Origin of the sequence: Vibrio pectenicida (assembly GCA_024347015.1) — a bacterium.
Classification (GTDB): domain Bacteria; phylum Pseudomonadota; class Gammaproteobacteria; order Enterobacterales; family Vibrionaceae; genus Vibrio; species Vibrio pectenicida.
The window spans coordinates 2128562-2153542 of sequence record AP024889.1; the positions used below are offsets into that span (position 1 = coordinate 2128562).

Consider the following 24981-nt stretch of genomic DNA (forward strand, 5'->3'; position numbering starts at 1 on the left):
CTCGGTTTAAACCAAACTATCATTCACCGTGTCAGGAGTTTGCTTCTCTGGCGTCACCAAAGGTAAAGTCAAAATAAAGCAGCATCCTTGGCCAAATTCACTAGTGACCTGTATATTGCCACCTAATAAGTCAGTCACCAAATTGTAAACGATATTAAGGCCTAATCCTGACCCACCTTGACCTAAACGCGTAGTAAAGAATGGGTCAAAAACTTTGGCAAGGTTCTCTTGTGCAATGCCTTGACCATTGTCGGTTACGGTAATAATCGCATTATCTTCAATTTGTTGTCCTTTGATCTCTATAGTGCGATGCTCATGGTCTGTAAATGCGTGAACCAAAGCGTTTGACAATAGGTTCATCAAGATTTGCGTAAGTGGCCCTGGATAGCTATCCATATTAATCGCTTGAGGGCATTCTTCACTTAATATAATTTGGCTTCGAGATAAATTTGGAGACATGGTAATTCTTAATTCATGCAGGACTTCGTCTAATTCAAATCTGCGACGTTGGTAACTGGATTGATCGACGGCCACTTGCTTAAAGCTTGAAATTAGCTCAGCAGCACGTTGCAAGTTGCGTTCGATGCTGTCTGCTGATTGGCCGCTTTGTTCAATATAAGTATCAAGAGCCGAGCGCCTAATTCCCTCCTTGGTTGATTCGATAAATATATGATTGAACTCTTTTAAACTACTCGCTACTACAATAGCATTACCAATGGGTGTATTAAGTTCGTGAGCAATACCAGCCACCAAAGATCCAAGGCCAGAAAGTTTTTCTGACCTTACCAGCTCCTCTTGAGTCGCTTTCAAAACTTCAAGGGCTTTCTGGAGTTCTTCAGTACGCTCATCAACTCTATGTTCAAGCTCAATTGTTTGCTGCTTAGTCTTTTCCAAATATTCACGACGATCATTCTCCGTAGTCGCTGCACGTTCAAACCAGTAATGCCAACGCTCCGGAATCCTAGGTATGGATAAATTATGATTATCAGGTAGACCTTCTACAAACTGTGCTAAACGCATTGCGGGCTGGCTAAAATGCCAATGTTGGTACAAAACCACAAACAGCAATAGCGCCGTAAAGATGGTAGCCATAATCAAATGCGGACTTACAACCTCAAAGATATGACCACTCAATTCATCCTCACTGATTTCAAGCACCAGTCTCCACGGTGTGTTAGGCAAAAGGTAAGAGCTCCAATACCCTTTATCTATATTGTGGAGGTAACCATGCCTCACTTGATGTGCCTCACCTTCAGAAACTAATCTCAAGACTCCCTCTTGCGTCACTACTTCCGTCGCACTCAGTAATGAACCGCCACTATCAGCAATGACCAACCCTTGTTCGTCTATGACCACCAAACGAGCAATACTAATCGGCTGCTTAGTCAAGATGGTATCTAATAATTTAAGAGTGATGTCTGTACCGACCGCTCCAATAAATCGCTCTTGGTCGTATACTGGCGCTAATAATGACACCATCATTCCCTTGCCACCCGCATCCATATAGGGCGTCGTCCATACATTCGCTCGCTCTGGGTTTTCATCCGGATTGACCAGATCAAGCGGGAAAGTACCACCTGCTTGATAGATTACATCCATCGCTTGGTCCATATTTTCGGTTTCAGTGGCGGCGATTAACTCTCTATAACTTAACCAAGGGTATAGATAAGTAAGAGCTTGTTCACCATCATAATAATAGCTCCATTGAAAGTCGTTATGTTGAGAGTGTGTCGAAACGATTTCAGGTACAATCATTAAAAGCGCACGTAAATCAAAGGAGTAGTCACGAATATTGGAACGAACATAGAGCTGGCCAAGTTCTTTTCTCATTTTTAAAGGCAGGTTTTCCCAAGGAGCATTTTTTACTGACCCTCTAGTACTCTGCTCAAGGAAACTGAGTGCGGACTGACTTGGAATAAGTGCTGGATATAGATAAGCGCCTTGAATACCATTTTGCATTTTATCGACATGGTCAAAGGAAACAGACAGTGTCTTATTAAGCGCAACCATTATTTCAAGCGCTTTATGTTCCAATTTATCGATTTCCTGAATGCGAACCTCTTTGCTTAAATAGAGTGCATTACCTAGTGTGATAAATACAATTAATACCAGAACTCCATAAAGCATAAACTTATGCCGGCGAATTAATCCATCCGCACTCATTTGATCAGTATTCTGGTCAAGATCCATCATGTCTTTATCCAATGGTTATTCTACTTTTCGATTTGGCGAGCAAAATTGAGTAAATCTTCCATAATCATTGCTTTAGCAAATAGCCAACCTTGTCCCTCCTCACATCCAAAGCCTTTTAGTCTCTCAAGCTGTTGTTTATTTTCAATGCCTTCTGCTGTGATCTCCATACCCAAAGTTTGACCAAGATTTACTATCATTTTGGCAATACTGTCATCCTGTAATATTCCCTCCACAAAAGCACGATCAATTTTCAAGCGAGTCGCCGGAAGAGTGTGTAAGACACTCAACGAAGAAAAGCCCGTACCAAAGTCATCAATGGCTATTTTACATCCCAGCTGACGAACTTTATTCAGTACCTTACAAAGCTCAGAAATATTTTTTGCTACGACTGTTTCTGTCACTTCTAACTCAACCGTCTCCGGTTCAATATTATACCGTTTCATCGTCTGTCGTAGTTGCTGGACAAATCCCGGTCCTTCTATTTGAGTTGGGGAAACATTAATCGCCATGGTGAGTTGTGTGTGACCTGCTTGCTTAAGCATCTGAAATTGCATGCAACAATGTTCGAGAACAAAAGCACCAATACTAACCATCAAACCTGATTTCTCTGCCAATGGAATAAATTGATCTGGCGGAACCAGTACCCCATCTTTATTTCGCCAACGTAATAAAGCTTCAACACCCGAAAGTTCTAGCGTAGATAATTTGTATTTGGGCTGATAAGTCATAAATAAAGCATTGTCGTTAAGCGCCTGTTTTAACTCGGCCAGTAAATGCATTCTATCTCGAGCATCTTGCCCCATATCAGCAGAAAAACTTACCGCACCACCTCTGCTGTACAACTTGGCTTGTTTTAGTGCCACTTGGGCATCTTTGTAATGTTCAGACGAATCAAAACCCTGATCCTTAAGATCAACAAAGCCGATACTTGCAGTGATCTTGAAAGGCTGTTCATCAACCACAAAGCTTGATTCAAATAGAGATCGGATACGTTCAGTCACGATATCCTGTTGAGAGCCAAGCAACGCAAAAACATCACTGCCAACTCGAGCCAAGAAACAATAAGGAAAATATTTCTGTAAACGTAAAGAAACTTTGACTAACAGCCCATCACCAGCTGAGTGACCAAAACTATCGTTAAAGGAAGAGAAATCATCGATATCAATCAGTGCAAGCCTAGCGTAATCATTACCAGAGATCGCGGTATAGGTATACCTTCGCAAACTGTTCAAGTTAGCGATATCAAGAAGTGGATCTTTAAAGGCTTGCTCTTCCAAACGATTATATAAAATGACATTATCAAACCCAATGGATAAATTAGCGCAAAAGACTTCAAGTAAGTGTTTATCTATGTTTTCTAATGGTCTGCTAACGTCAACATAAGCTGCCATCCCACGACCACGTTCAGTAGAAAAGTATAAGGTTAGCCCTTGTTCTAAAATACTCGTCTTGGTCTCTAAGCACTGTATGATTGAATTTCTGATGTGCTCGGATTCAAGCGTGTCCAACGATGTTTGGACAAAATTACTGTATCGGCCCGATGTAGCAATAATTATCGGACTGACAACCTTATCATCCTGATTTTCTTGCGCACAAATCAGGCCATCGGGTTCTATCTGCATAATCGCACTAATTTGCTTAACTGCACCTTCAGCAAACATTTGCATGCCGTAGAAATGAGCAAGTTCAGTACTCGCCTTGACGACCTTTTCTAACCCTTGACGCATGAGTTGCTGGCTACGAATTTGGTTATAAGCTCGGATAGCACTGGTTAGAATAGTAAAGAGCCGGATACGAGTTAGCTCTGGTTTAGTTCGATAGTCGTTGATGTCGTATCGCTGTATCGTGTCCATTTCGGGTGCATACCCTGGCTGACCCGTGCGCAATATAATTCGCAAAGCATGCATACCTAGCTGATCACGGATTATTTCAACAAGCTCAAGTCCTGCATGTTCCGTTTCCATCACTACATCAAGTAAAATCACACCGATATCAACCTCATCACAAAGGATAGATCTCGCTTGTTTAGCAGAGTAAGCATGGAATAGCTCAAGGGGACGGTCTTCGACAATGAGATCCTTTAATGCCAGCTCTGTCGCATGATGAACCTCTTCATCATCATCAACGATCAGTACTCGCCAATATCGAGTTTGTGTTATTTCAGAATCCGCTTCAGACACATCTTCGATAATAGGCAGTAACTCATCAGAATCATTGCATTGCTTGCCCATTTCTCCCTCATATAAATCGCAGTGATCTGAAATATGAGTTTAGTCGTAGATCAGCATAGTTGCGTAACCAAGCTGGCGATGAATGACCCAAGCTATTGACCTCATACCCAATAGATGGGTACAATTGCGCCATCATTTCAAATAGAGAGCCACGCCAATGAACAACTAAACCTGTTATCCATTTCACTTAATTATTGGATTTACAGGAATTAGTAGGCGTAGCTGTCATGCATACTTTTTTTGCTTTTCTCTTGTTTTGGGTTGCAATTTTCATCCATTAGAATGGCTAGAAATTCTTCCATCTCCGAGTACCCAACATAAGTTGCTATGCTTGCTTTTCCTGTTTTACAGGAGGCAATTTATGGCCATTTTCCACGCTCATAATATTAGTTATACATTCGCCAATGGCGACAATCTGTTTAAAAACATTTCATGCACTATGGACAAACTCAGAGTTGGTCTAGTTGGACGTAATGGTATAGGGAAATCAATTCTCGCATCTATTCTGTCCGAAACAGTGGCACCATCAAGTGGTACCCTAATAGCACCTTCTAGTTGTTCGATGTACCACCAGCAGCCATCAATCAAGCCAAATGATGGTATGTCCATCGCCCAGTACCTAGATAAACAGCACGTTTTAGAAGCACTCAAACATGTTGAAATGGGTAGTTGCTTGCAAAAATGGTTTGATTTAATTGGGCCGAATTGGGAGCTAGAGTTACAGCTTAATCAACAATTAATTGATCTTGGGCTTCCACCCGACCCTAACCTCCTTTGCAGTGAGCTTAGTGGAGGGCAACTCAACCGCCTAATACTGTGGAAACTATTTGAACAAAATAATGCTTTTCTTATATTAGATGAGCCATCAAATCATTTAGACAAACCGTCTAAACAATGGCTTATCGATTGCATGCAAAGATTTCCAGGCGCAATCCTACTCATTAGTCATGACAAAGAACTGCTCAGCGAAGTGGACGAGATATGGGAATTATCAAATACCGGTTTACAAGTATTTGGGGGTAACTACCATTTCTTTGAAGAAAAGAAACAAAGCGAGCAACAAGCTATAGAGAGGCAGCTAGCTAACATTGGCCGACAAAAAAAACACTTTACTACCCAAGCTCAACGTAACTTTGAGAAAGCACAACAAAGGGCATCCAAAAGCAATAAGTTACGCAAAAGTGGCAGCCAAGCTAAAATACTACTCAATGGAATGAAAGAAAATGCAGAAAATAGTGCATCAAACCGCAGTAAATTAACGCAACTCAGAAAAGCACAGTTACAAAGTCAAGAACTACAAATCTCCACCAAACAAGACAAATGGAAAAACCAGAGGTTCAATGTAATCAAATACTCTGAAACTTTGAGAACTAGGATATCATTTCTAGATGGTAAACTCGCATTTGGCAGTACTGCAAAATTAACCCTACAACTTTTTCACGGAGAAAAAATCCACCTCCAAGGATATAATGGTTGCGGTAAATCCACCCTCCTAAAAACACTATTAGGTGAGCTTCCTCTCTCGGAAGGGCATATAAACACGAACGGTACCTTTTATTATTTAGATCAACACTTAACCAATATTAATCAAACATTATCAGTTTTAGATAATTTATGTTCTCAAGTCAAAGGGATTAACCAATGTGAAGCACGTACACTATTAGCTGGAATTGGCTTTCGAGGCGACAGTGTATTTAAAAGCTCAAAGGTATTAAGTGGCGGCGAAAAGATGAAACTTAGCATGTTGATTGTCAGCCATCAAACTAATCACCCTTTCCTATTATTAGATGAGCCCGACAACCATCTCGATATAGATTCAAAAGCAATGTTAGCCGACGCATTACGTCATTATCAAGGCGGTTTTTTATTAGTGAGCCATGATAATGACTTTGCATATGACTGTAGCATCACACGCTGCTATCACATGAAAGATGGCGGTCTAACTCTGGATGAAAATTAATAGGTTTATCATCCCCATAAACGTTCTTCTCCTTTACTCAGCTTGCTCTGAGTGAAGGCGAACAAATTCTCTTGCTGAGTCCTCTAGTGGCTTAAGGAGGTGTGACTTGGTCAAACGAATATAATGATATAAATCTTCTTTATCTACCGGAGGGCTGGCAATTTTGATGTCAGGAAATTGCTGTGAAAGAAACGTATAACTTTGCAAAGGCGCTAGCCAAACATCAGCTCTGCCCGCCATAAGCATAAGAGCGGCTTGGTCGACAGAATATACCCGATGTAAACGTCTGTAATCCTTGAGGACTTCAATGTACCTGGTGCCATGCATAGTCACGATTATCTTATCTTTGGCATCATTTAGGGTTTGGTAATAACTTCCATCTTTGGCAAATAAGTGTACTTTGATTTGCTCTAGCGGAACATTCACCTTTACCAAGCCCGCTTCATTATCTAGCTGGCCAATTCGTAAGTCTAAAGCATCATATTGACCCGTTATTATCGATTGGATTGCTCTTTCGTCAGGTAGGTAAGTGACTGTATAAGGAATGCCCGCCCCCTTGTACACAGCAGTAATGACATCTTCCACCGTCATGCCATACTTTGTCGTTTTACTCTCCCCTTTATAGCTCTCTCCAATCGCAATATTGATAACCTCTATATCTTGAGCAAAGGCATTATTTATTGGAAGTAATAAATTAATGACAAATAAAACAACAAAAACTTTCATTGCTACATCCATAGGTCAAAACTGATAATAGCAAGTATAGCTACTGGCCAAATTCTGCTCATATGGAAAGCTTTAGTATACCGTTAATCTTAATTGACCGATCTCGTCTGGTTAAATGCTTTTACCGACATTTCAAGCCGCTCGACAAGATGTGACTTTGAAACATGAACATAATGATATAAGTATTGTTTGTATACTGAAGGACTCGCGATCTTAATATTAGGAAATTCTTCTTTTGCTTTTAGATAAGTTCTGTGGGGTGCTAACCATAGATCCGCTCTTTCAGAAATAAGCATTAAGGCCGCTTGTTTTTCTGATTTGACCAGATGACGTTTCTTATAAACTTTTGCAATATCCGAGTAACGGGCTCCTAAGATAGAGACCAAGGTTTTGTCCTTAACGTCATCTAAACTCGGATAAAAGTCATTATTAATAGAGAGTAAATAGACATCAATAACAACGATTGGTACGTCAACTCTAACAAGCGTTTCTTCTTCATCTAATGTATCAATACGAAGATCAAGCGCATCATATTGACCTGATGCCGCAGCTTGGATGGCTCTCTCAGTAGGTAAATATATAAACTCAACGTCAATATCCGCAGCTTTGTATATAATTCTCAAATCACGTTCTAGTGTGGAACCTTTGTATATATCTCCCATCGCGACTTTGACCGAATCTCCTGTATTTGCCAACACAGCACTTGAGAACAATAACGCGGTAAACAATAACCTTAGGAACGGTATTTTCATCCACTACTCCAGAAAATTTTGTCTTTCTAACACTATAGGTTGCGTTAGATCAAAAGAGATCAGACTGCCAACTATCTAGTTCACCACATTTAACTGCTGATACAATAATTTTTATTTATCAAATGATCTAGCTTGGTTAAAAGCATTAGCAGATACTTCAAGTGGCTCGATAAGATGCGATTTTGAGACATTCAGATAATGGTATAAGTATTGTTTGTGGATAGAGGGGCTGGCCACTTTGATATCTGGAAATTCGTCCTTTATGTTAAGGTAACTCCAATAGGCAGCTAACCACACATCTGCTCGTTTTTTAGTGAGCATTAACGCCGCCTGTTGTTCCGATTGGACAAGATGAAGCTTTTTGTAGCTCTTAGCCATATCTGAATAACGAGCTCCTAGAATAGAGACTAAGGTTTTATCGCTTACGTTATCTAAGCTTTGGTAAAAATCTCCATTCACAGAGAGTAAATGAACGCTCATCGCTTGCAAAGGCACATTGACTCTAGTGAGACTTTCTTCTTTATCTAACGTATCGATACGAAGGCCAAGAGCATCATATTGGCCAGATATAACCGATTGAATAGCTCGCTCATTAGGTAAATATGTAAAGTCAGCTTCAATACCAGCGGCTTGATATATGTTTTTGAGATCCGCTTCCAGCTGTGACCCTTTATAAATATCACCAATCGCGACTCTAACTGAGTCGATGGTTTGAGAACAAACATAACTCGGTATAAAGAGCGCGACGAAAAGTACTCCTAGAATCCTTGTTATCATGTTGTTTCCTACATAATAAAGGCCTTTATATCAATATAGCTTGTGCGGAAACGAAAGTCGCTAGGGTTACATAGTATCAGCTTAGCTTTTGGCTCACTTGACCACTGTGAAGGATCAGCCTAGGCTAGCCTTTCGTATTTGCATAAGTTTACTAATAGTTTGCGATGCCTGTTCAAAGCTTGAACTTCTTGCTTTAGAGACCTTACGTTCCCATTTGGGATTATTTGGAACTGCAAAACCATGAGTTTTTGCCTGCTTTACAAACTCAGCAAACTGCTCAGCACTCTCTATTATGTGGATCAGGTCATAATCTACAAACCCTTCGGGCATAAATACTGTGATCGGGTAGTTAGAGGCCGTATCTGTATATGGGTTAGCTGAGTCCGTGCTGTGATGAACAACAGGATTACCATGTTTGCCAACAGTTGCTGCATTGAGCTTATCAATCATCTTGGCAATTCTTGGCGTAGCATTACCAATTTCTTGACCAAAACTACCTTTTGTTTCACTCTCTTTGGCAAAAAACTGCTTGGCAGTAAAATCTTCACCTTCTTGCTCTTTAAACCTAGCTTTATACGTTGCGGATACATCCGAAAAATGCACCCGCTTAACGGGTAAATTGTCGTCTTTTGCCAAATCAAGATTTTCTGCTTTTGGCGCAATAAACATGAGATCATAATCAGCAGTTAGTGGCTGCCTGGTTACCGGATCAGCAAGTACTTTAAGAGGCTCACCTTCATACGAGATCTCAAAATAGTCACCTTTTTTCTCTGCCCTGTACTCAAGGCCTTCAGAGAATAATGTTAAAATACCGCCCTTTTCAGCCTCTTGCTTAACCGTGATGACCTTATTATTTTCCAACCAATCAAAACGTTTTTGAGAGAGCGTCAAATTTACCGAAACAGCATCTCCGTTCTTTAAACATTCCTGTATCTTCTCATTATATTTTATGATCTGATTTCGACGTATATCGTAGTCATCTCGTAGCGTCACATGAAGCTTACTAAATCTCTGCTCGACACAGATAAGCCCCGCTTGAGGGCCATGATTGGAAGATTTCCCTTTGATTGCAAATCCTTTAGTTGGATAGCCCTCTTCAATAAGCCCTGTTGACATAGGATCTACAGGACGAAAAGATATAATCTGCTGAGTCTTTCTAGCAACAGTTTGAATTGGGCTCAAATGCCTTCTAACTATGCCTGTCTTATTCGCTACTTTATTAACTAACTCAGCTAAAATGGCTGCGCTAGTCTCGATAGAATTGATAGAACCACAAGCCTTGATTAAAGGTTTAGATGGATCTCTATTTGGCTTTTCCATTAGTGGATGCGGTGAAGATAGCTGATTAGTTACCGTTTTAACCTGAAATGGCTGAGAGTCTTTTAAGCCATCATTCGTCATATGTGTGGTACAGCGCGGTAGGCCAGCAGGAGCAATAAATATCGGCAAGCTATCATTTCCAATGATTATATTCATGATATTTATTAAACATTAAAGCGTCAACCAGTCAATAGGCTAAGTACAGAAAAGTAAGGAGTAGACTGACTGATCATAAAAAGGTAACAGCTGCCATGATTCTTAAATAGAAAATAATTATCAAATAGACATTAGTAATGATATATAAACTTACAGATTCACTTATATCAAGGCTATCAGTACATAGCCTGCACCAATAGCCTTAATACTTGCTTAATAGATTTTAAATCATCTATTAAGCATCAATGCGTACACACATATTTAACACAGGATTCTTATTGCGGTTCTTTTCCAATTCCCTTTGATCTTCTTCCCACTTTTCTCGGCCCAACTCAGCAAAAAAAGCATTGACTGCATAATGAAGTGGATCGGCAGAGCTATCAGGAACGAAAGTCGTTGGACTCACCGCAGGCTCAGGGTTTAAAGAAGCATAGTTAACTTTCGCTCGACTCCAGTTGAGCTCAATATTCATTTCATGTGGTGTGTTGAAATTGTTAACTAAAAAGTATGGGGTAGCAAATTTTCTCTGATGTCTATAACCAACTGGCTTAGCTATTAATGTATCAAATAAAAATTGTCGTAGCTGATCATATTTGGTCGAATCTTTATCACGCAGCCTTTCTTGATTAGCCTTATAGAACTCACGTTTAAATCCATTGACCTGTGACCAATTTGGTACATGGTAATTACTCCCATGAACCTGGCAAGCTGCTTGTACTTTGGTTAGATCAGTATCATTGGTTTGTAGGTTAATCCATTTATCTTGGACAAAAAGACTGCTATTAGTATTAGTATTAGTATTAGTATTAGTATTAGTATTAGTATTAGTATCTTGAGCCAACGCGGAGAAAGCGCTAGCAGATAATGCGATTGTTAATAACGTTTTTTTCATCTTGTGTCCTTGTTTATAGTTAATTAAACAGATAGAAGAAAACTTAACCTGCTTAGTGTGAAGGTACAATTTTAGCCGCTTTCACCATTCATATTTATGCTGTCAACTAGTCCTAAACGAAAACTATTTGGTGACAGATATAAACGCGCCCATAAATGAAAGCCATTGTGCTAATTTCAATTTTTCATGCCTAAGACTATACGAATGCATCCCTTATTTTAATCAGGAAACATCAAATAGAATATATTTAACAAATAATGTTTCATTAATATAAACTTATGAGCATTTATAAATTTTAATTTTAATTAATTAATTAATTAACTAATTAATTAATTAATTAACTAACTCAGTAAGAACATATTATCAACAATGAATTGTTTGTAAACTTATAATAAATAACAACTGTTTTAATTTTTACTAAAGATAAAAACATAGTTATACAACATAAAAATTTATTGAATTAAGATCACAATATGATAAATAAGGACTATTAATATTAATTGGATTAATATTGCAGTTTATAAAGAACACATAAAGACATAAGTCCCGCTTACTACTACTTCTATCCTGAGTTTGGCCCATGCCTACTGTTTGAATCGTATTAAACTACTTTCTCTACTTCATCTTTTTCAACAATGTCACTTTCTAAGCTCGCTTCCCTTACCACCGTTTCATTGGTTCACTGACTAATACTTTTTTGCTGATAGGCACGGGCAATTCAATCCCGTATGTAAGGCAGCTCAGAGCCACTGGCGCGAACATCGCGTCTGCAATGGACCATGCCCTTCCGTTTAAGAAAGTTTCATTAACATGTTCTAATATCGCCAGTGAATCCCATACCGTCACATCATCATTTACCAAGGTCGCACTTTAGCGGTTGGCGTAATATCCGCCAATGTCTTGTTGAATTCTTCGCTAGATAACCTTAACTTAATGACTTCTACATCCAAGTCGAATAATTTTGATTGCCAATAAACAGTTGCATTGGAGGCTCCATATTGTCATTGTTGAACATTAATTAGGGTGTGAAGTCACAATATCTGATTATTTTCTTTGGGACTAACGGAAGTTGATCTCTTTATATCTAGGTACCGCTTTGCTATAAAAATGGAGGCAATCTGAACTGACTATTTATGAGTTATTATGGTTAGGTGTAAAAGAGATAAAACAGATTAGTCATAAACGATTAAGATTTAGACTTGGCTAATGAAGAAAGATATGACAGAAAGCATAATAAATAAATTTAATATTAGAGATTGTAGTCCAACAGGTTTCAAATATTATCCTTTTAGTTATGGGGGATAAACCATTTCCATAGAGAATGACACATCAAATACTCGCAACCATATAACCTTTAGAACTTAATATTAATTTCAGCAAATACAGCATCAGATTCAAAATCATTCGCTAAAATAAACTTTCGGTATTCAACCCCCAAGCCTAACGTGTTTAATATTACGACTTCAGTTCCAACACCATAGTATGGATGCAATCCTGTATGTGTATCCGTTTTCTCTGAAGCACTGCCAATCGGGGTGTAACTCTGTTTTACACTAGAGTAATTTGCACCGCCAACCGCGTAAAAGTTAAGAAACGAAAGTGGTGAAATGTTAACTTTGAGGCCAGTATAACCCGTTGAGTAATCTACTGCTTGTCGGTTGCTCGCTAATAAAGCAGAGAAAACAGTGTCTGTCATACCTTCAGCGGCAGCATAGCCGACCTCAACTGCGAAATTGCTATGAAATTGATATGCGTAATCTATTTTACCGACAAAACCAGAATCGCTCCAATTGTTAGGACCACTAACATCAGCACCTCCTATGCCAATACCAATTTGGTGAGTTGCAGCATAAGAAGCTGAAGACCACATTATTGTTGATAATATAAGTATTTTTTTCATATCTCTTACCTGTATTGTTGTTTGTCCCTTGAAATAGAACTGGGTGACACATTGAGTTCTTTGGCAATTTTCTTTTTGAAGCCTTTGTACTCGCTTTTTATTCAATCAATTTGCTCATTTTTCCAAACGGCTGAATTTTATCATACGCCCAGTTAAAACCGGTTGCATAAAATAAGAAGAAAATTAAAAAACCTGCCTCTATTGCTAAGGCTTGTAGCAAAGTAACTTTCAAAAACCATGCAATAACAGGAATAGATAAGAAGATTAATCCACCTTCAAATCCAAGTGTGTGGCCAATTCGCATGGCTAAGCTACGCTTTTCTCGGTTTGAACCAAACCACTTATCAAAGTAGAGATTATAAATATAATTCCATACGACAGTATAAAGAGTCAAACCAATACCAATGACAGCTAAATCACTTGAACCTTTGCCTGTAATCAAAGTAGCAGCAGGTATGATGATCACTAGTGCAACAATTTCAAATAGTACTGCGTGAAAAATACGTTCGTTACGAGTCATGATGTTTTGCCTAAATAGTTCTACTCATTGACTGACATTTTATCTATTATTTAGATATAAGAAAGTTAGACACCATCGGTAAAAACGATATGTTTACTATTGAACAACTGCAAGCGTTCGTTACGACATCAGAAGCAGGTTCCTTTTCCGCTGCTGCCAGAAAACTTGGGCGAGCCCAATCTGTCATCAGCCAGCACATAATGAATATGGAACTTGATTATGGCGTCGATCTTTTTGATCGGACTGGTCGCTACCCGATATTAACGGACAAAGGTCATGAGTTAATACCATACGCACTGGCCACATTAAGCCAGCTTGACCGGCTAAATAACAAGGCGTCTCAACTTTTTTCTGCGCCTGCCACTAAGCTAGTGCTCGCGGTAGATGAGGGGATCCCATTAACCCGCTTACCAAACGCATTAAAGAACTTAGAGCAAAAGTTTCCAAGTCTTCAGATGGAATGTTTAACAGCATCAAGTCCAGATATTATTGAACTCATCCAATCAGAACGGGCGACAACAGGTATTATTATGAGCGATCTGCAAATGCCCAACAATATCGATATATCTAATTTAGGGCACATTGGTTTCGACGTATTTGTCTCCTCAGAACACCCTTTAGCGAAGAAAAATATTCGAAACATTGACGAACTCAAGCAGCATCGACAATTGACTATTCGTTCAAGGAATGAGGATGTTAGTAGTCTTAACCAAGCCTTTAGCCCAGACATCTGGTACGCTGACAATTACTATATGCTACTAGAACTGGCGAACCAGGGATTTGGCTGGTGTTTTCTTCCTGAGCATTTGGTGTTTTATGCGCCGAATACTTTAGTAAAACTCGGGGAAAAATTCACAAAACTGGCATGGCAAGTCAACATTGATCTGGTACAACATCAGAAATGGCACTCGGACCCACTACACCAACAAGCAAGGATAGAGTTTCAAACCTTATTCGAGTAGTTATCAAGATTTGAAACAACAATGGATTCAGTTTACTACTCTGGTAACGATCACTACCAAGCAAAACACGGTAATAATCACAAGATTGATATTGAGTTACCGTCATACGAAGAGAACCCGCGAAGCGGAATAGGAATAGGAATAGGAATAGGAAAATGACACCTTCAAAAATTAGCCAGAACTGCCGTACCCTACTTTCCCATAATCATTCTTTTTGCTAGCAAGGGAGCCAATCGCTCCCTTTTATATTTGACCTAAATTGCTACTAGCTCAAATTGCCCAGCAAACCAAAATGCTTACCCATTAATCTTGGGGTTTATCCAAGCTATCAGTTAGCTCTTTAATTGTCGATAAATCCCCTTTGTTCTCTAGCTTATCAATATACAATATGCCACTCAAGTGATCGGTTTCATGCTGCAATATTTGAGCTTTATAGCCATCAACGATATCTTCTTGCCACTGGCCATTTATATTTTGATAACGGAAGTTGATCTCTTTATATCTAGGTACCGCTTTGCTATAAAAATGCGGTACAGAAAAGCACCCTTCCGCCATAGGAGTTGTTTCTTTACTTATTGGGGTATAACTAGGATTCAAAGCAACTTCCCATACATCTGGGAACTGTGGCTTACCATCAACAATTTCAGGCACACGGTAAACAAAAGCGGCTTTATTGATCCCCAGCTGAGGTGCAGCTAACCCAACAGCATTCTCTCCTGTATTAGCCTTTAGCATCAATAAATTAATCAAATCCTGAGTTTCATTGTCTTGCGGAGAAACGGGGATGGCTTGTTTTCTCAGTACTTCTCCAGCATACACATTATCATCAATCGATGTATGTTCATCTTGAGTAAAAGTATGGGTGGAACATCCGTTAACTAATAATATTGACAAGGTCGTAAGAGTAGCTCTAAGCATCAGCATTGATTCTTTTTAGTCGAAAAGTCAAAATCCTAACTGTCAATTAACTCTAAGGCAATGATTTTTCTTTCTATTACAACCAAATCGGTCAACTATTACCTCTGATTAAAAAGTATCTTAGATACTTTAAGCTTTCGCTAACCTCGAACGCTTAACCTTGAGCAGGTGCGAGACAAAATAAAATCATTGCAGCCTGTTAAATTATTTTTGCTGATGATGCAAAGCCTTTTATACTGTTTACCCAATGATTATTTTCTTTGTAGGCTAAAAGACGACCTACAATATCCCTTAGTTCAATTCTATGAGTATATGATGGTGCACATGAAGAGGATGATATTTTAGCACCTCTTAACCCATTCATAAATACAGTTTCTGATTTTATCGTTTTATTTGATTCATTTATATATTTTATATTAAATACTGACATAATTATCTCTATTTATTGTGTTATATTTATATCTAAAAATTAGGCCCATTATTCTAATATATAGCTAATTGTTTAAACTATAACAAAGCAGATAGTAATAATTAATTTATAAAATTAAGAAATAAGAAACGTAGCGATCAATACACGAGTATGGATAGGTTGTTAGATATTTTTAGGGGATATAAATTTGTAAGCCAACATGGGGAAGATAGTGACGCAAGTAGTATTTCTACTTGCGTCAACTTTAAATATTAGATTGCTGAAACATTTGCAGCTTGTAGGCCTTTTTGACCTTGCTCTACATCGAAAGACACTTTTTGTCCTTCAACAAGTGTTTTGAAGCCTTCAGATGCAATAGCATTAAAATGTACGAATACATCATTACCGCCATTGTCTTGAGTTAGAAAACCAAAACCTTTAGTTTCGTTAAACCATTTAACAGTACCAGTTGTTTTATTAGACATAATTTGTCCCTTATTTAAAGTCATAGAAATGCGAAATACGCAGTGCGCTAGATGTTTGAATTACTGAATGTTACGAGTAAGAGATAAAGGGAAAAACTTAGGATACAACAGTTACGATGAGATTCTGAGATTTAACAATTTCTTTTTTCTTGTTTCATTTAATAACTCTGTCCAGCAGAGTAAGGATAATATATGTGAGTTGGGCAGATTAATCAATCTATTTATGAAAAAAAATACATAGTTGTCGATGGATAAACAAAAACAGAAGCTTTATATGACTAAAAACTCAATTCACTTCCTTTAATGACCATACTCACGATTTTTCTGTATATCGTAACGGATTTGCTTACTTACGTTCTTTAGTTGCACCCCTACCTTATTAAACGCCTTTTGGATAGTTGTTGAGACATGCTGGGGACCTTCACCCGCTAAAAAGTTTGCTCTATCTTGATTCGTTTCAAATACGCAGACGATTTCTAAGCTTTGTGGAAAAGAAGAGAATTTGACCGTATGAGTCACCCAAAGAAAACCATCGTAGCCTTTTAACGTATCTTCACAAACTTCGGTCAACACGTCTCTAATTTGATTCTCAATCTTCTTATCTGATTTGCGCATGAAGCAAACTTCCTATTTAACACCTTTGAAAAGGGTTCAGTCTAGATTGTCTTAAACGATATTAGGCACTGTGGCTATTTAAAATGCAAAGCATTTATAGTAACACTTGAAAATCTCACAGAATGGGACCTTTAGTAGCTGAGTAAATATGGCCAGATGGATAGAGTTATAAACATTAGGAAAAGTAAGCCAAACAGCAGGGTTTGAGATAGCTAAAGTTATACTCTGGATAGCTTATCGTAACATTTATTGACAATTTTATATTTAATTTACATTGCATAAGTGATAACGTGAATGATTCTCAATTGCATTCACGCTTATTATATAAACACATTATGAAAAGTAACCTTAAATTCAACTTAATATCTCTGGCTATGATTGCCGCCACTACCCCAGCTATAGCCGAAGAAGAGGAAACCATCACCGTTTTTGGTGAAAAAACTCAGCACTCTCAAGTGACAACAGCTACTAAAATTTCAACACCGACAAAATTAGTTCCTCAGACAATTGAAAGTCTGCCCGTCGAAGAAATAACAGCCTTCGGTAATAGCACTCTAAGTGAAGCTTTAGTTGGTATTCCTGGTATCAATGCTAGTGGCGATACTCGATTTGATGGCGTAAAAATTCGCGGCTTCAAAGCGTCTAATGATTTCTATTTAGACGGGTTCAGAGATGACATGCAGTACACAAGAGATCTTGGAAACATTGAAACAGTCGAGATTCTTAAGGGGCCAGCTGCTGTCTTATATGGCAGAGGTAGCTCTGGCGGTATTATTAACCGAGTGACCAAAAAACCAGAAGCGGGTTTAGGGTCTAAATTGACGACAAGAATCGGTAGCAATGATTTCTATCGCGTCGATGCAGACCTTAATGGTGAAGTGAATGAAGACGTTCAGGTACGCCTAAACATAGCTTATGAAGACGCTGGCAGTTTCCGCAAAGGTGTGGATAGCAAGCGTAATATGCTTGCTCCGTCTATTAGTTGGAATGTCAATGATGACGTAACATGGCTTGTTCAGTACGAACGCCATGAATCAGAACGTGTTCCAGATAGAGGCATTCCAAGTGTCAATGGCTCTCCCGCTAATGTTCCTATTGATACTGTTTATAGCAATACAGATCGTGATTATATAAACGATATTACCCAATCAGCGCGTTCAAGACTGACATGGAATATTAACTCTGCATTGCAACTGCGCCATTTTTTTAGCTATACCAACCTTAATAGCGAATTTGATAACACTTATGTATCCCGTGCAGACGAGAACGGTGATTTAACTCGCTCTCGCTGGCAGCAAGATTTAAAAGCAAATAACTTCTCAAACAATTTTGAATTAGAAAGCCAATTTGATACTGGCTTTGCCGAGCACAATTTACTCATTGGTTGGGAACAGTCATGGCAGGAACGCATTCCAAAACTATATCGAAATTCTGGCGCTATTCCATCTGGTAATGCCTACCAGCCTGATACTCTTCCTAGTTATGATGACCCAATGAAGCTTCAGTTTGATTCTGAGCATAAAGTAGAAAGCTACGGTTTGTATCTGCAAGATCAAGTGACAATTGGAAATTGGATTGGCCTAGCTGGTATTAGATATGATGATTTTGAGATTAAAACGCATAAGAATACTGATAACTCGGAAGAAACGGTATCCAATGGAAGTTGGAGCCCTCGCCTTGGGTTAGTTTGGAATCCTGTTAACGAACACGCTGCTTATCTTTCGTATAGCAAAACCTTCTTACCTGTAGGTGGTGGTCTTATCGGTATTAGCCCAGGTAAAGAAAGCAATCAGTTAGATCCTGAGCATACTCGCTTGTATGAAACAGGCATTAAGAGTGATTGGTTTGGTGGCTCTCTTGCAACGACATTGTCAGTATACCGTTTAGAGATGTACAACCGTAGAACAAGAGACCCTCTAGATCCAAGCAAAATTATTCTTACTGGTCTTCAAAGAACTGATGGTATCGAACTTTCATTTAATGGTTTCATCACAGAAGAAATCACGGTTAGAGGCGGTATCGCATACCAAGATGCCGAATTGGTGAAAGCTGAAGATAATATCCAAGGTAATCGTCCAACCAATACCTCTAGCTTAAATGGCCAATTCTTTGTTGGATACAAAGAAGAATCTGGTTTGTTTGGTGAAACAGGATTTATTGCCGTCGGTGATAGATTTGCAGACAGCAAGAACACAGTCTCATTACCAGGTTATGCCCGCTTCGATGCTCGTGTTGGTTATGAATGGAATAACTGGATTGCTCAGCTAAGTGTTGAAAATTTATTGGATAAAGAGTACTACGTGAGCGCAACAGGTGCAGGACAGATAATGCCAGGCTCTCCAAGAGAGTTTAACCTAACCACTAGCTACAAATTTTAATTAAACGGTATGGCCAGCACATGCTGGCCAATTTTTTATGAGAAAACGCAAATTCCCGTTACGTAACAACAAATGGTTACGTCGAATACATGCATGGACTGGAATAGTACTTATTCCTCTCATGCTTCTTTATGGTGTTACCGGCTTATGGCTTCAACATCGGTCTACACTCAAAATACCTGGTCCTAAAACGGAGATGATTGACGAAGTTCTTAACCTCGATCATCCGTTTAAAAATACCGATGACTTTAAGTCTTTCTCTAGCTATCAATATTTAGGCTGGTTTGATGAAACGGAAGTTATGGTCAAAGAGTCTATATCTTTGCCAACAAAGAGTGGTTCTATTGTTATTCCTGAGATATGGAGTTTAAGAAATGTAGGTCTTAAAGGTAGTCTTCGTATTTCTTACGTTCCTGAAACACTGGTGGTAAGAGTTAAGATACAAGATCCAAACTTTGGTGCTTTCATGAATAGACTTCACAGAGGAATGGGCACAGGGCTAAGCTGGCAGTTCTTTGGGGATTTAGCCGCTATATCCCTCATTCTGTTCTCGTTAACAGGTTTATGTATGTGGACAAAGTTACATGGAACGTCGAGAGCGGGGGTTGCTTTGTTTATCTCTGGAATCGGAGCAATGACTGCCATCGTACTGATTAACGTATTGTAGCCAACAACTAAAAAGATCACCTGCAAAGGTGGTCTCTTCGGTGTCTCGTCCAAAAAAGCGTTAGCCGTTTTACACTAAGCCCACTCAGCATCGATATTCTGTTATAGTTTTTCTTTTTAAAAGTGCTTGTATCAATAAACACTAGCCTTGTCTGTAATTTCATAATCAATGCTTTCTGATCTGCTTTAATCCAACAGGACACTTTAATGGAAAATAAATTCGGCAAAATAAATTCGGGACACACACCAAAAAGACTAAATAAGTATGATTTACTCTTTTTCGAGGGACTGATGTCAACCACTTGTTTGAATGATTGCTAACTTCTTATTATTCCAATAAGGAGACATATTCATGACGACTGCACGCAAGCAACTTATCTCGATTGAAGCGACACCTTATTATCACTGCGTTTCTCGCTGTGTGAGGCGCAGTTTTTTGTGTGGTGAAGACAGCCAAAACCAAGTGAGTTATGAGCATCGCAGAGAATGGATCGTCAATAAAATTCACTCGCTTTCTGAACTCTACTGTATTGATATTTGTGCTTACGCCATCATGAGTAATCACTACCACTTAGTCGTCAATATCAATCGAGAGAAAGCTTTGGCCTTGTCACATCATCAGATAGTTGAGCGCTGGGGAAAGGCTCATAAGTTACCACTTATTATTCAACGCTGGCTTCATGAGCAACTCACTCACCCAATTGAACACGCAAAATGCATGGAGATCATTGAGCTTTGGCGAGAACGTTTATGGAATTTGAGCTGGTATATGAAAGAGCTTAACTACGATATTGCTTGTAAAGCTAACAAAGAAGACAACTGCACTGGCCACTTTTGGGAAAGCCGATTTAAAAGCCAAGCTTTGCTTGATGAAAAAGCCCTCGCCGCTGCAATGGCGTACGTAGACCTAAATCCTATTCGCGCAGGCATTGCCACTAAACCAGAAGATTCAGAATTCACTTCCATCAAAGCTCGAATCGACGCTTTAGATAAACAGTTGGCTACAGCCCCTTGCCTTCATCCTTTTATCGGTAATGAGAGCAACTTAAAGCAAGACGGCATTCCTTTTCGATTGATGGATTATATTGAATTAGTCGACTGGACAACCCGCCAAATTCGGCCGAATAAAGCATTTATGAATTCGAGCCTGCCCCCCATACTAGACAGGCTCGGGGGAAACATAAACAACTGGCTAAAGGTTTGTACTCAATTGGAGAAATTCCACGTCACTGCGGTAGGCAGCCAAGCACAGGCAATGATCGCCAAAATCGCTCTTAATAAGAAAAAGCTTCATTTATTCGCATTTGAATAGCAGTCACTCAAAGACTTTCCAGAAATGGATACCCACAGCTTGATGGCTGAAACGGCGTTTGAATAAACGCACCGATATTCAACCAGAAATACCTTCCTTTAATATAAATCGACGACAATATTCCTCAAAATCGGCAGTGCATCAAAACAAACCTCAAAGTGACGTGGATAATTTATTTTTCTCTTTATTGGTGTGTGTCCGATATTATTTATTAAGATGTGAGGCACACAAAACCGATCGTTGCAGCCGCATACCACCTTAATCACTAAAACTGACGCATTCTAAATAGATTAATGATAACTGTATATAAAAACAGTTCTAGTGAGTATTTTTTGGGGAGTGAAAAAACATAATACTTATTGGAGAACAGGATGTGAATGAGTAAAGGGTTTAACTAACAATAGGTGGCTATTTTGACTAGAAAAGAGCCAGATTTGATCCTATTGATACCTGATCGTTAGCAATTTACACAAGCCGTTTTTGGACAGAAACAGTTTAAAGCTGTCACACTAAACTGTTAGAGCTTGATAAGCTGAGTTTGGGCAAAATTATACTAAAATTGAAATACTAAGAAGACAAAGTAATACACTGCTAATGTCTTGTCGTTGTAATCAGTGCAGTATGACTTAAAAGTAATCACTACACATTTCTATCATAAAAACCTCCCTAGAGGGCTAAAGCTATAAAGTTAATTGCCCCCCCGTCATGAGCTTTGATTTTTTCTAGTTCAACCGCCTACGTCTTCTTTCCTGATAATGAATTTTTCTCTGAGTTATATGAAGCGATTACCTTATGGGAAGACTTCAGCCAATCTCGGTATATAACAAAATTTGTTCTTATTGATTTATAAAACGAGTTCAATGCTTGAGAATCTACTGGAACCATCGAGACTGTATCGAAAACCTCCCTACAAGGATAACTAGCTATTCCTTGGTTTCGATGTTGAGCGGCATGAAACTCAACTCATCTAGATTCACTGTTGGTTACAATTACCTAGCCTGAAACTTGTGCTAAAGGGCATGCCCCCTTTGTCAAATGAAACCACACAGAGAAAGGAAGTTATCTCGCGAAACTCTTCTAGCTGTCGCTTCAGGTAAAGCATCGAGAAAAACGTTATAACGCTCGATGGTTCTTTTCAACCCAGAAAATTGCCCAACTTGATCGGTGCCAATCATGAACTTATCTGGATAATCGCTAACTAACTGAACCCATTTATCTACAGGTTTGCCGTTAACGTCAAGCAATTGAGATTTGAGAACCGCCCACGATAGATCTATGTACAAATTATCATACTTATCTAATAACTTCCTGACCTCAGCAGGCAGGTAAGGTAAACCCTTTTTATTGATCCGAGTAGCTGCTCCAGCATGTGCCCATATAAGTTTTGTATTCGGACTATTTTTAACCGCCTCTTCTATCTCTGTCAGATAAATAGGCTCAAACTCTGCCTGCGACGCCGACGTAATATTGCTGTGTACCAAAACAGGTAAGTTGTATTCTGCTGCGAGGGCATAGATTTTAAACATAGCTGGATGATTAGCGCGCGCCACCTCACCATAGGTTAAATTAGTCAGGTCGTCATGGCGAGTCATGACTTCACCTATACCACGCCAAAAACCAGGACGCCATTCAAGAAGTTTTCTTAGATGGTCGACGGCATTCATATCTGTGGGATTAAAGCCTGACATGAAGGGAATGAAACGTTTTCTCGTATTATCAGGTAAGCTTTCAAGAGCACGAGCGAGAATCTCATCCGTCATACTATACCAATAAACTGGAGAATTATTGCCAAGATAATAAGGAGTAGGCTTCGGGTCGGTACTACTGAGTTTTTTTATCATCGGCATACCACTTAGCATGCTATATTCGATATTCGCTGCATCCATATTATCCACCAAGGCAGTTATACCTTGCGTGTCTTGGACAAAGTTCAGAAAGTGTTGATGTGAGTCCGTATATGTGTACTCTCTTTCGCTTGCCCAAGCACTAAACTCCGCAATCAAACAAATGAACATCGCTAAATATTTCATCAAATACTAGATCCTATTTTGTGGCCTAATGGAGTTAATTTCAGTACTAATCTGACTTGAGTTGTACTTGTCTAGGGAGCATTTTAGCCGTTTGGGGAAGCTGTGCGAGATAGGGGCCGGCATGCAGAGCATCAGGCCAACCCAGTAACATCATAGCCAATACGTTCCTATGCTCCCCTTTCGCCAAGTCGTCACTGCCCTCAACTCCTAGAATCATTTGTTTTTCGTTGTCGAATGAATTCACGATATGATCTCTGGTAAGGCTTACAACCCTATGATCGGGTTTTCCAGCCAAAAGATATGTAATACCGACCTCAGCAATGATATCGTCACTAGCTTTTGTTAAAATCAAGTCGATATTGCGTTCAAAATAGTTGAGTATCCAATCAAACTCTTTAGCATCAACTTTATGTTGATAGTAACCGCTGGCTGCAATAATAAAGTGGGTCATGCCATACAGTTTGTTCCTAAATTGTGAAACATTGAGCTGACCATCAGCACTATCTTGATAGACTTTACGAAACGCTGCTTTGTATACATCTAAATAATCACCGGCACCGACTTGTTTTGCCCAATAAACGTAGTTTATTAATTGAGCAGCCCATGCTCTAATCATCGATTCATCAGTCAGTCCCTTAGACAAATCAACTTGCTTCAATAAAGTAAGCATTTTATCGTGACACTGTCCTTTCAAGCCAAACTCATCAATGCGGCTAGAATAACGCAATAAAATGTCAGTATAAAAAATGAACTCAGGGAAGGGGGAAAGTGCATTTCTGCGACGTTCTCCTCGAGAGTTATTTGCTAAGGCTGCCACAGCTTTTTGAGCCTCTTGGGCAATAAAATCGGGTTTATCAATGTTGCAAGCGTAATAGGCATGAGCGTCACTCACCGCATATAAATCGACTAAAGCACTATTTGCGTATTTTTCTGCATCGCCCGTTACCCTATATTGACGGATGCTATAGTGTCCCTGAATTCTAGGTGGTAACTGATATAAATTAGATTCTAGATTTCTTTTTATGGAGGCATATACCTCAACATCATTTATTGCTATCTGGCCATCCTTACTAGCAGCAGAAAAAATCACACCAAATAACGAAAATAAGACTAGTGGTATTCTCAACATTAAAAAATCCCTCGTTTCCATTGTCATGTCTGCAGCGCCAACCTATAACGGGTACCTACCACGTATTGGTTATACCACGGCCTCTCTCAACCAGCAACAGCGTGGGTGGGATAGCACTATATGCATTTCACTTCTCCTGATTTGTCTATCACAAAGTTTGTTTTTGATTTGAGGGTAATACTGCTGGGAGCACTTATTCTGCGAGAGCGTACAACCTCTCGTAAGCCGTGTCGAACTCACCTCATGCATATGGGTAGCATAATTTTTCGAAGGAAGAAAAGCAGTTTAATTGCTCGTGGCCGTCACATTAGTTTATTTGAGGGTTAATACGACTTGTTTTCTTTATTACTTCACGCAAGCTAGCTCGTTTTGGGGCAAAACCACGACCAAGATACAAAACGGCCCCAACCCGCACTGCAAACCCCATCACAAAACCACAATTATCTGCTGAGAGTAGAAGCCGTCACTTTCACTATCCTTGCGGCCTCCTTAAGTACCCTTCTAAGCAAATACACTATTGAATCAGTTACTTTATCAGCCTCTTTTATCATTCAATCAGTGGTTTAGCACAGTGATGATTTCCACATAACTTGTTACAGTTCAGCCATTTAATATGCATGTAGATTGGTTACCCGTAATTGTTGGGTCAC

At 39.2% G+C, this 24981-nt stretch carries 20 protein-coding genes and 1 pseudogene; 5 read left to right on the plus strand and 16 right to left on the minus strand.

Going from position 1 to position 24981, the window contains the following annotated elements; genetic code table 11:
• Nucleotides 1–6: 6 nt before the first annotated feature.
• A complete protein-coding gene (locus OCV27_RS09800) occupies nucleotides 7–2193 on the minus strand; it encodes a sensor histidine kinase (RefSeq protein WP_245986815.1) in 2187 nt (728 codons plus the stop codon).
• 20 nt (nucleotides 2194–2213) lie between these two features.
• Entirely contained in the window at nucleotides 2214–4424 is a 2211-nt protein-coding gene (locus OCV27_RS09805) for an EAL domain-containing protein (protein ID WP_125322664.1), read from the minus strand.
• A 361-nt stretch (nucleotides 4425–4785) separates the two neighbouring features.
• Between OCV27_RS09805 and OCV27_RS09810 the strand changes: the two genes are divergently transcribed.
• The gene (locus OCV27_RS09810) at nucleotides 4786–6384 is read left to right on the plus strand and encodes an ATP-binding cassette domain-containing protein (RefSeq protein WP_125322663.1); all 1599 of its coding nucleotides are present in this window, start codon (nucleotides 4786–4788) and stop codon (nucleotides 6382–6384) included.
• Nucleotides 6385–6417: 33 nt separating this feature from the next.
• Here OCV27_RS09810 and OCV27_RS09815 read toward each other — a convergent pair whose 3' ends face one another.
• From OCV27_RS09815 to OCV27_RS09850, 8 genes and pseudogenes are all read right to left on the minus strand, one after another.
• Nucleotides 6418–7110, minus strand: a complete 693-nt coding sequence (locus OCV27_RS09815) for a substrate-binding periplasmic protein (RefSeq protein ID WP_185759823.1) — start codon at nucleotides 7108–7110, stop codon at nucleotides 6418–6420.
• Nucleotides 7111–7199: 89 nt separating this feature from the next.
• On the minus strand, nucleotides 7200–7862 hold the full coding sequence (locus OCV27_RS09820) for a type 2 periplasmic-binding domain-containing protein (protein ID WP_125322661.1): 663 nt from the start codon (nucleotides 7860–7862) through the stop codon (nucleotides 7200–7202).
• Between the two features lie 111 nt (nucleotides 7863–7973).
• On the minus strand, nucleotides 7974–8639 hold the full coding sequence (locus tag OCV27_RS09825) for a type 2 periplasmic-binding domain-containing protein (RefSeq protein ID WP_125322660.1): 666 nt from the start codon (nucleotides 8637–8639) through the stop codon (nucleotides 7974–7976).
• Between the two features lie 114 nt (nucleotides 8640–8753).
• The gene (locus tag OCV27_RS09830) at nucleotides 8754–10115 is read right to left on the minus strand and encodes an anthrax toxin-like adenylyl cyclase domain-containing protein (RefSeq protein ID WP_125322659.1); all 1362 of its coding nucleotides are present in this window, start codon (nucleotides 10113–10115) and stop codon (nucleotides 8754–8756) included.
• Nucleotides 10116–10350: 235 nt separating this feature from the next.
• Nucleotides 10351–11007 carry a hypothetical protein gene (locus OCV27_RS09835; protein ID WP_125322658.1) on the minus strand — a complete coding sequence of 219 codons (657 nt, stop codon included), beginning with the start codon at nucleotides 11005–11007 and terminating at the stop codon, nucleotides 10351–10353.
• A gap of 601 nt (nucleotides 11008–11608) precedes the next feature.
• A pseudogene (locus OCV27_RS09840) lies at nucleotides 11609–11992 on the minus strand (glutathione S-transferase family protein).
• A gap of 369 nt (nucleotides 11993–12361) precedes the next feature.
• A complete protein-coding gene (locus tag OCV27_RS09845; protein ID WP_125323408.1) occupies nucleotides 12362–12907 on the minus strand; it encodes an outer membrane beta-barrel protein in 546 nt (181 codons plus the stop codon).
• Between the two features lie 97 nt (nucleotides 12908–13004).
• The gene (locus OCV27_RS09850; protein WP_125323409.1) at nucleotides 13005–13427 is read right to left on the minus strand and encodes a PACE efflux transporter; all 423 of its coding nucleotides are present in this window, start codon (nucleotides 13425–13427) and stop codon (nucleotides 13005–13007) included.
• Between the two features lie 89 nt (nucleotides 13428–13516).
• On the opposite strand from OCV27_RS09850, the gene OCV27_RS09855 reads away from it, so the two are divergent.
• Entirely contained in the window at nucleotides 13517–14389 is an 873-nt protein-coding gene (locus OCV27_RS09855; RefSeq protein WP_125323410.1) for a LysR family transcriptional regulator, read from the plus strand.
• 303 nt (nucleotides 14390–14692) lie between these two features.
• Here the strand turns inward: OCV27_RS09855 and OCV27_RS09865 are convergent, their stop codons facing one another.
• From OCV27_RS09865 to OCV27_RS09880, 4 genes are all read right to left on the minus strand, one after another.
• Entirely contained in the window at nucleotides 14693–15307 is a 615-nt protein-coding gene (locus OCV27_RS09865) for a peptide deformylase (protein ID WP_185759856.1), read from the minus strand.
• Nucleotides 15308–15506: 199 nt separating this feature from the next.
• The gene (locus tag OCV27_RS09870) at nucleotides 15507–15737 is read right to left on the minus strand and encodes a hypothetical protein (RefSeq protein WP_337969052.1); all 231 of its coding nucleotides are present in this window, start codon (nucleotides 15735–15737) and stop codon (nucleotides 15507–15509) included.
• Nucleotides 15738–15988: 251 nt separating this feature from the next.
• A complete protein-coding gene (gene cspE / locus OCV27_RS09875; protein WP_125320728.1) occupies nucleotides 15989–16201 on the minus strand; it encodes a transcription antiterminator/RNA stability regulator CspE in 213 nt (70 codons plus the stop codon).
• Between the two features lie 300 nt (nucleotides 16202–16501).
• The gene (locus tag OCV27_RS09880; protein ID WP_125320727.1) at nucleotides 16502–16816 is read right to left on the minus strand and encodes a Fis family transcriptional regulator; all 315 of its coding nucleotides are present in this window, start codon (nucleotides 16814–16816) and stop codon (nucleotides 16502–16504) included.
• Between the two features lie 335 nt (nucleotides 16817–17151).
• Between OCV27_RS09880 and OCV27_RS09885 the strand changes: the two genes are divergently transcribed.
• The 3 genes from OCV27_RS09885 (at nucleotide 17152) to OCV27_RS09895 (ending at nucleotide 21172) form a co-directional block, all read left to right on the plus strand.
• Nucleotides 17152–19194: a TonB-dependent receptor gene (locus OCV27_RS09885; RefSeq protein ID WP_125320726.1), complete on the plus strand. Its 2043-nt coding sequence runs from the start codon at nucleotides 17152–17154 to the stop codon at nucleotides 19192–19194.
• Nucleotides 19195–19231: 37 nt separating this feature from the next.
• Nucleotides 19232–19861 carry a PepSY-associated TM helix domain-containing protein gene (locus tag OCV27_RS09890; RefSeq protein WP_125320725.1) on the plus strand — a complete coding sequence of 210 codons (630 nt, stop codon included), beginning with the start codon at nucleotides 19232–19234 and terminating at the stop codon, nucleotides 19859–19861.
• A gap of 351 nt (nucleotides 19862–20212) precedes the next feature.
• Nucleotides 20213–21172: a transposase gene (locus OCV27_RS09895; RefSeq protein WP_337969053.1), complete on the plus strand. Its 960-nt coding sequence runs from the start codon at nucleotides 20213–20215 to the stop codon at nucleotides 21170–21172.
• A gap of 1031 nt (nucleotides 21173–22203) precedes the next feature.
• Here OCV27_RS09895 and OCV27_RS09900 read toward each other — a convergent pair.
• Together OCV27_RS09900 and OCV27_RS09905 are read right to left on the minus strand one after the other, a co-directional pair.
• Entirely contained in the window at nucleotides 22204–23202 is a 999-nt protein-coding gene (locus tag OCV27_RS09900; protein ID WP_125323379.1) for an amidohydrolase family protein, read from the minus strand.
• A gap of 46 nt (nucleotides 23203–23248) precedes the next feature.
• Nucleotides 23249–24331, minus strand: coding sequence for a DUF3541 domain-containing protein (locus tag OCV27_RS09905; protein WP_185759855.1), 1083 nt, complete (start codon nucleotides 24329–24331; stop codon nucleotides 23249–23251).
• Nucleotides 24332–24981: the final 650 nt, after the last annotated feature.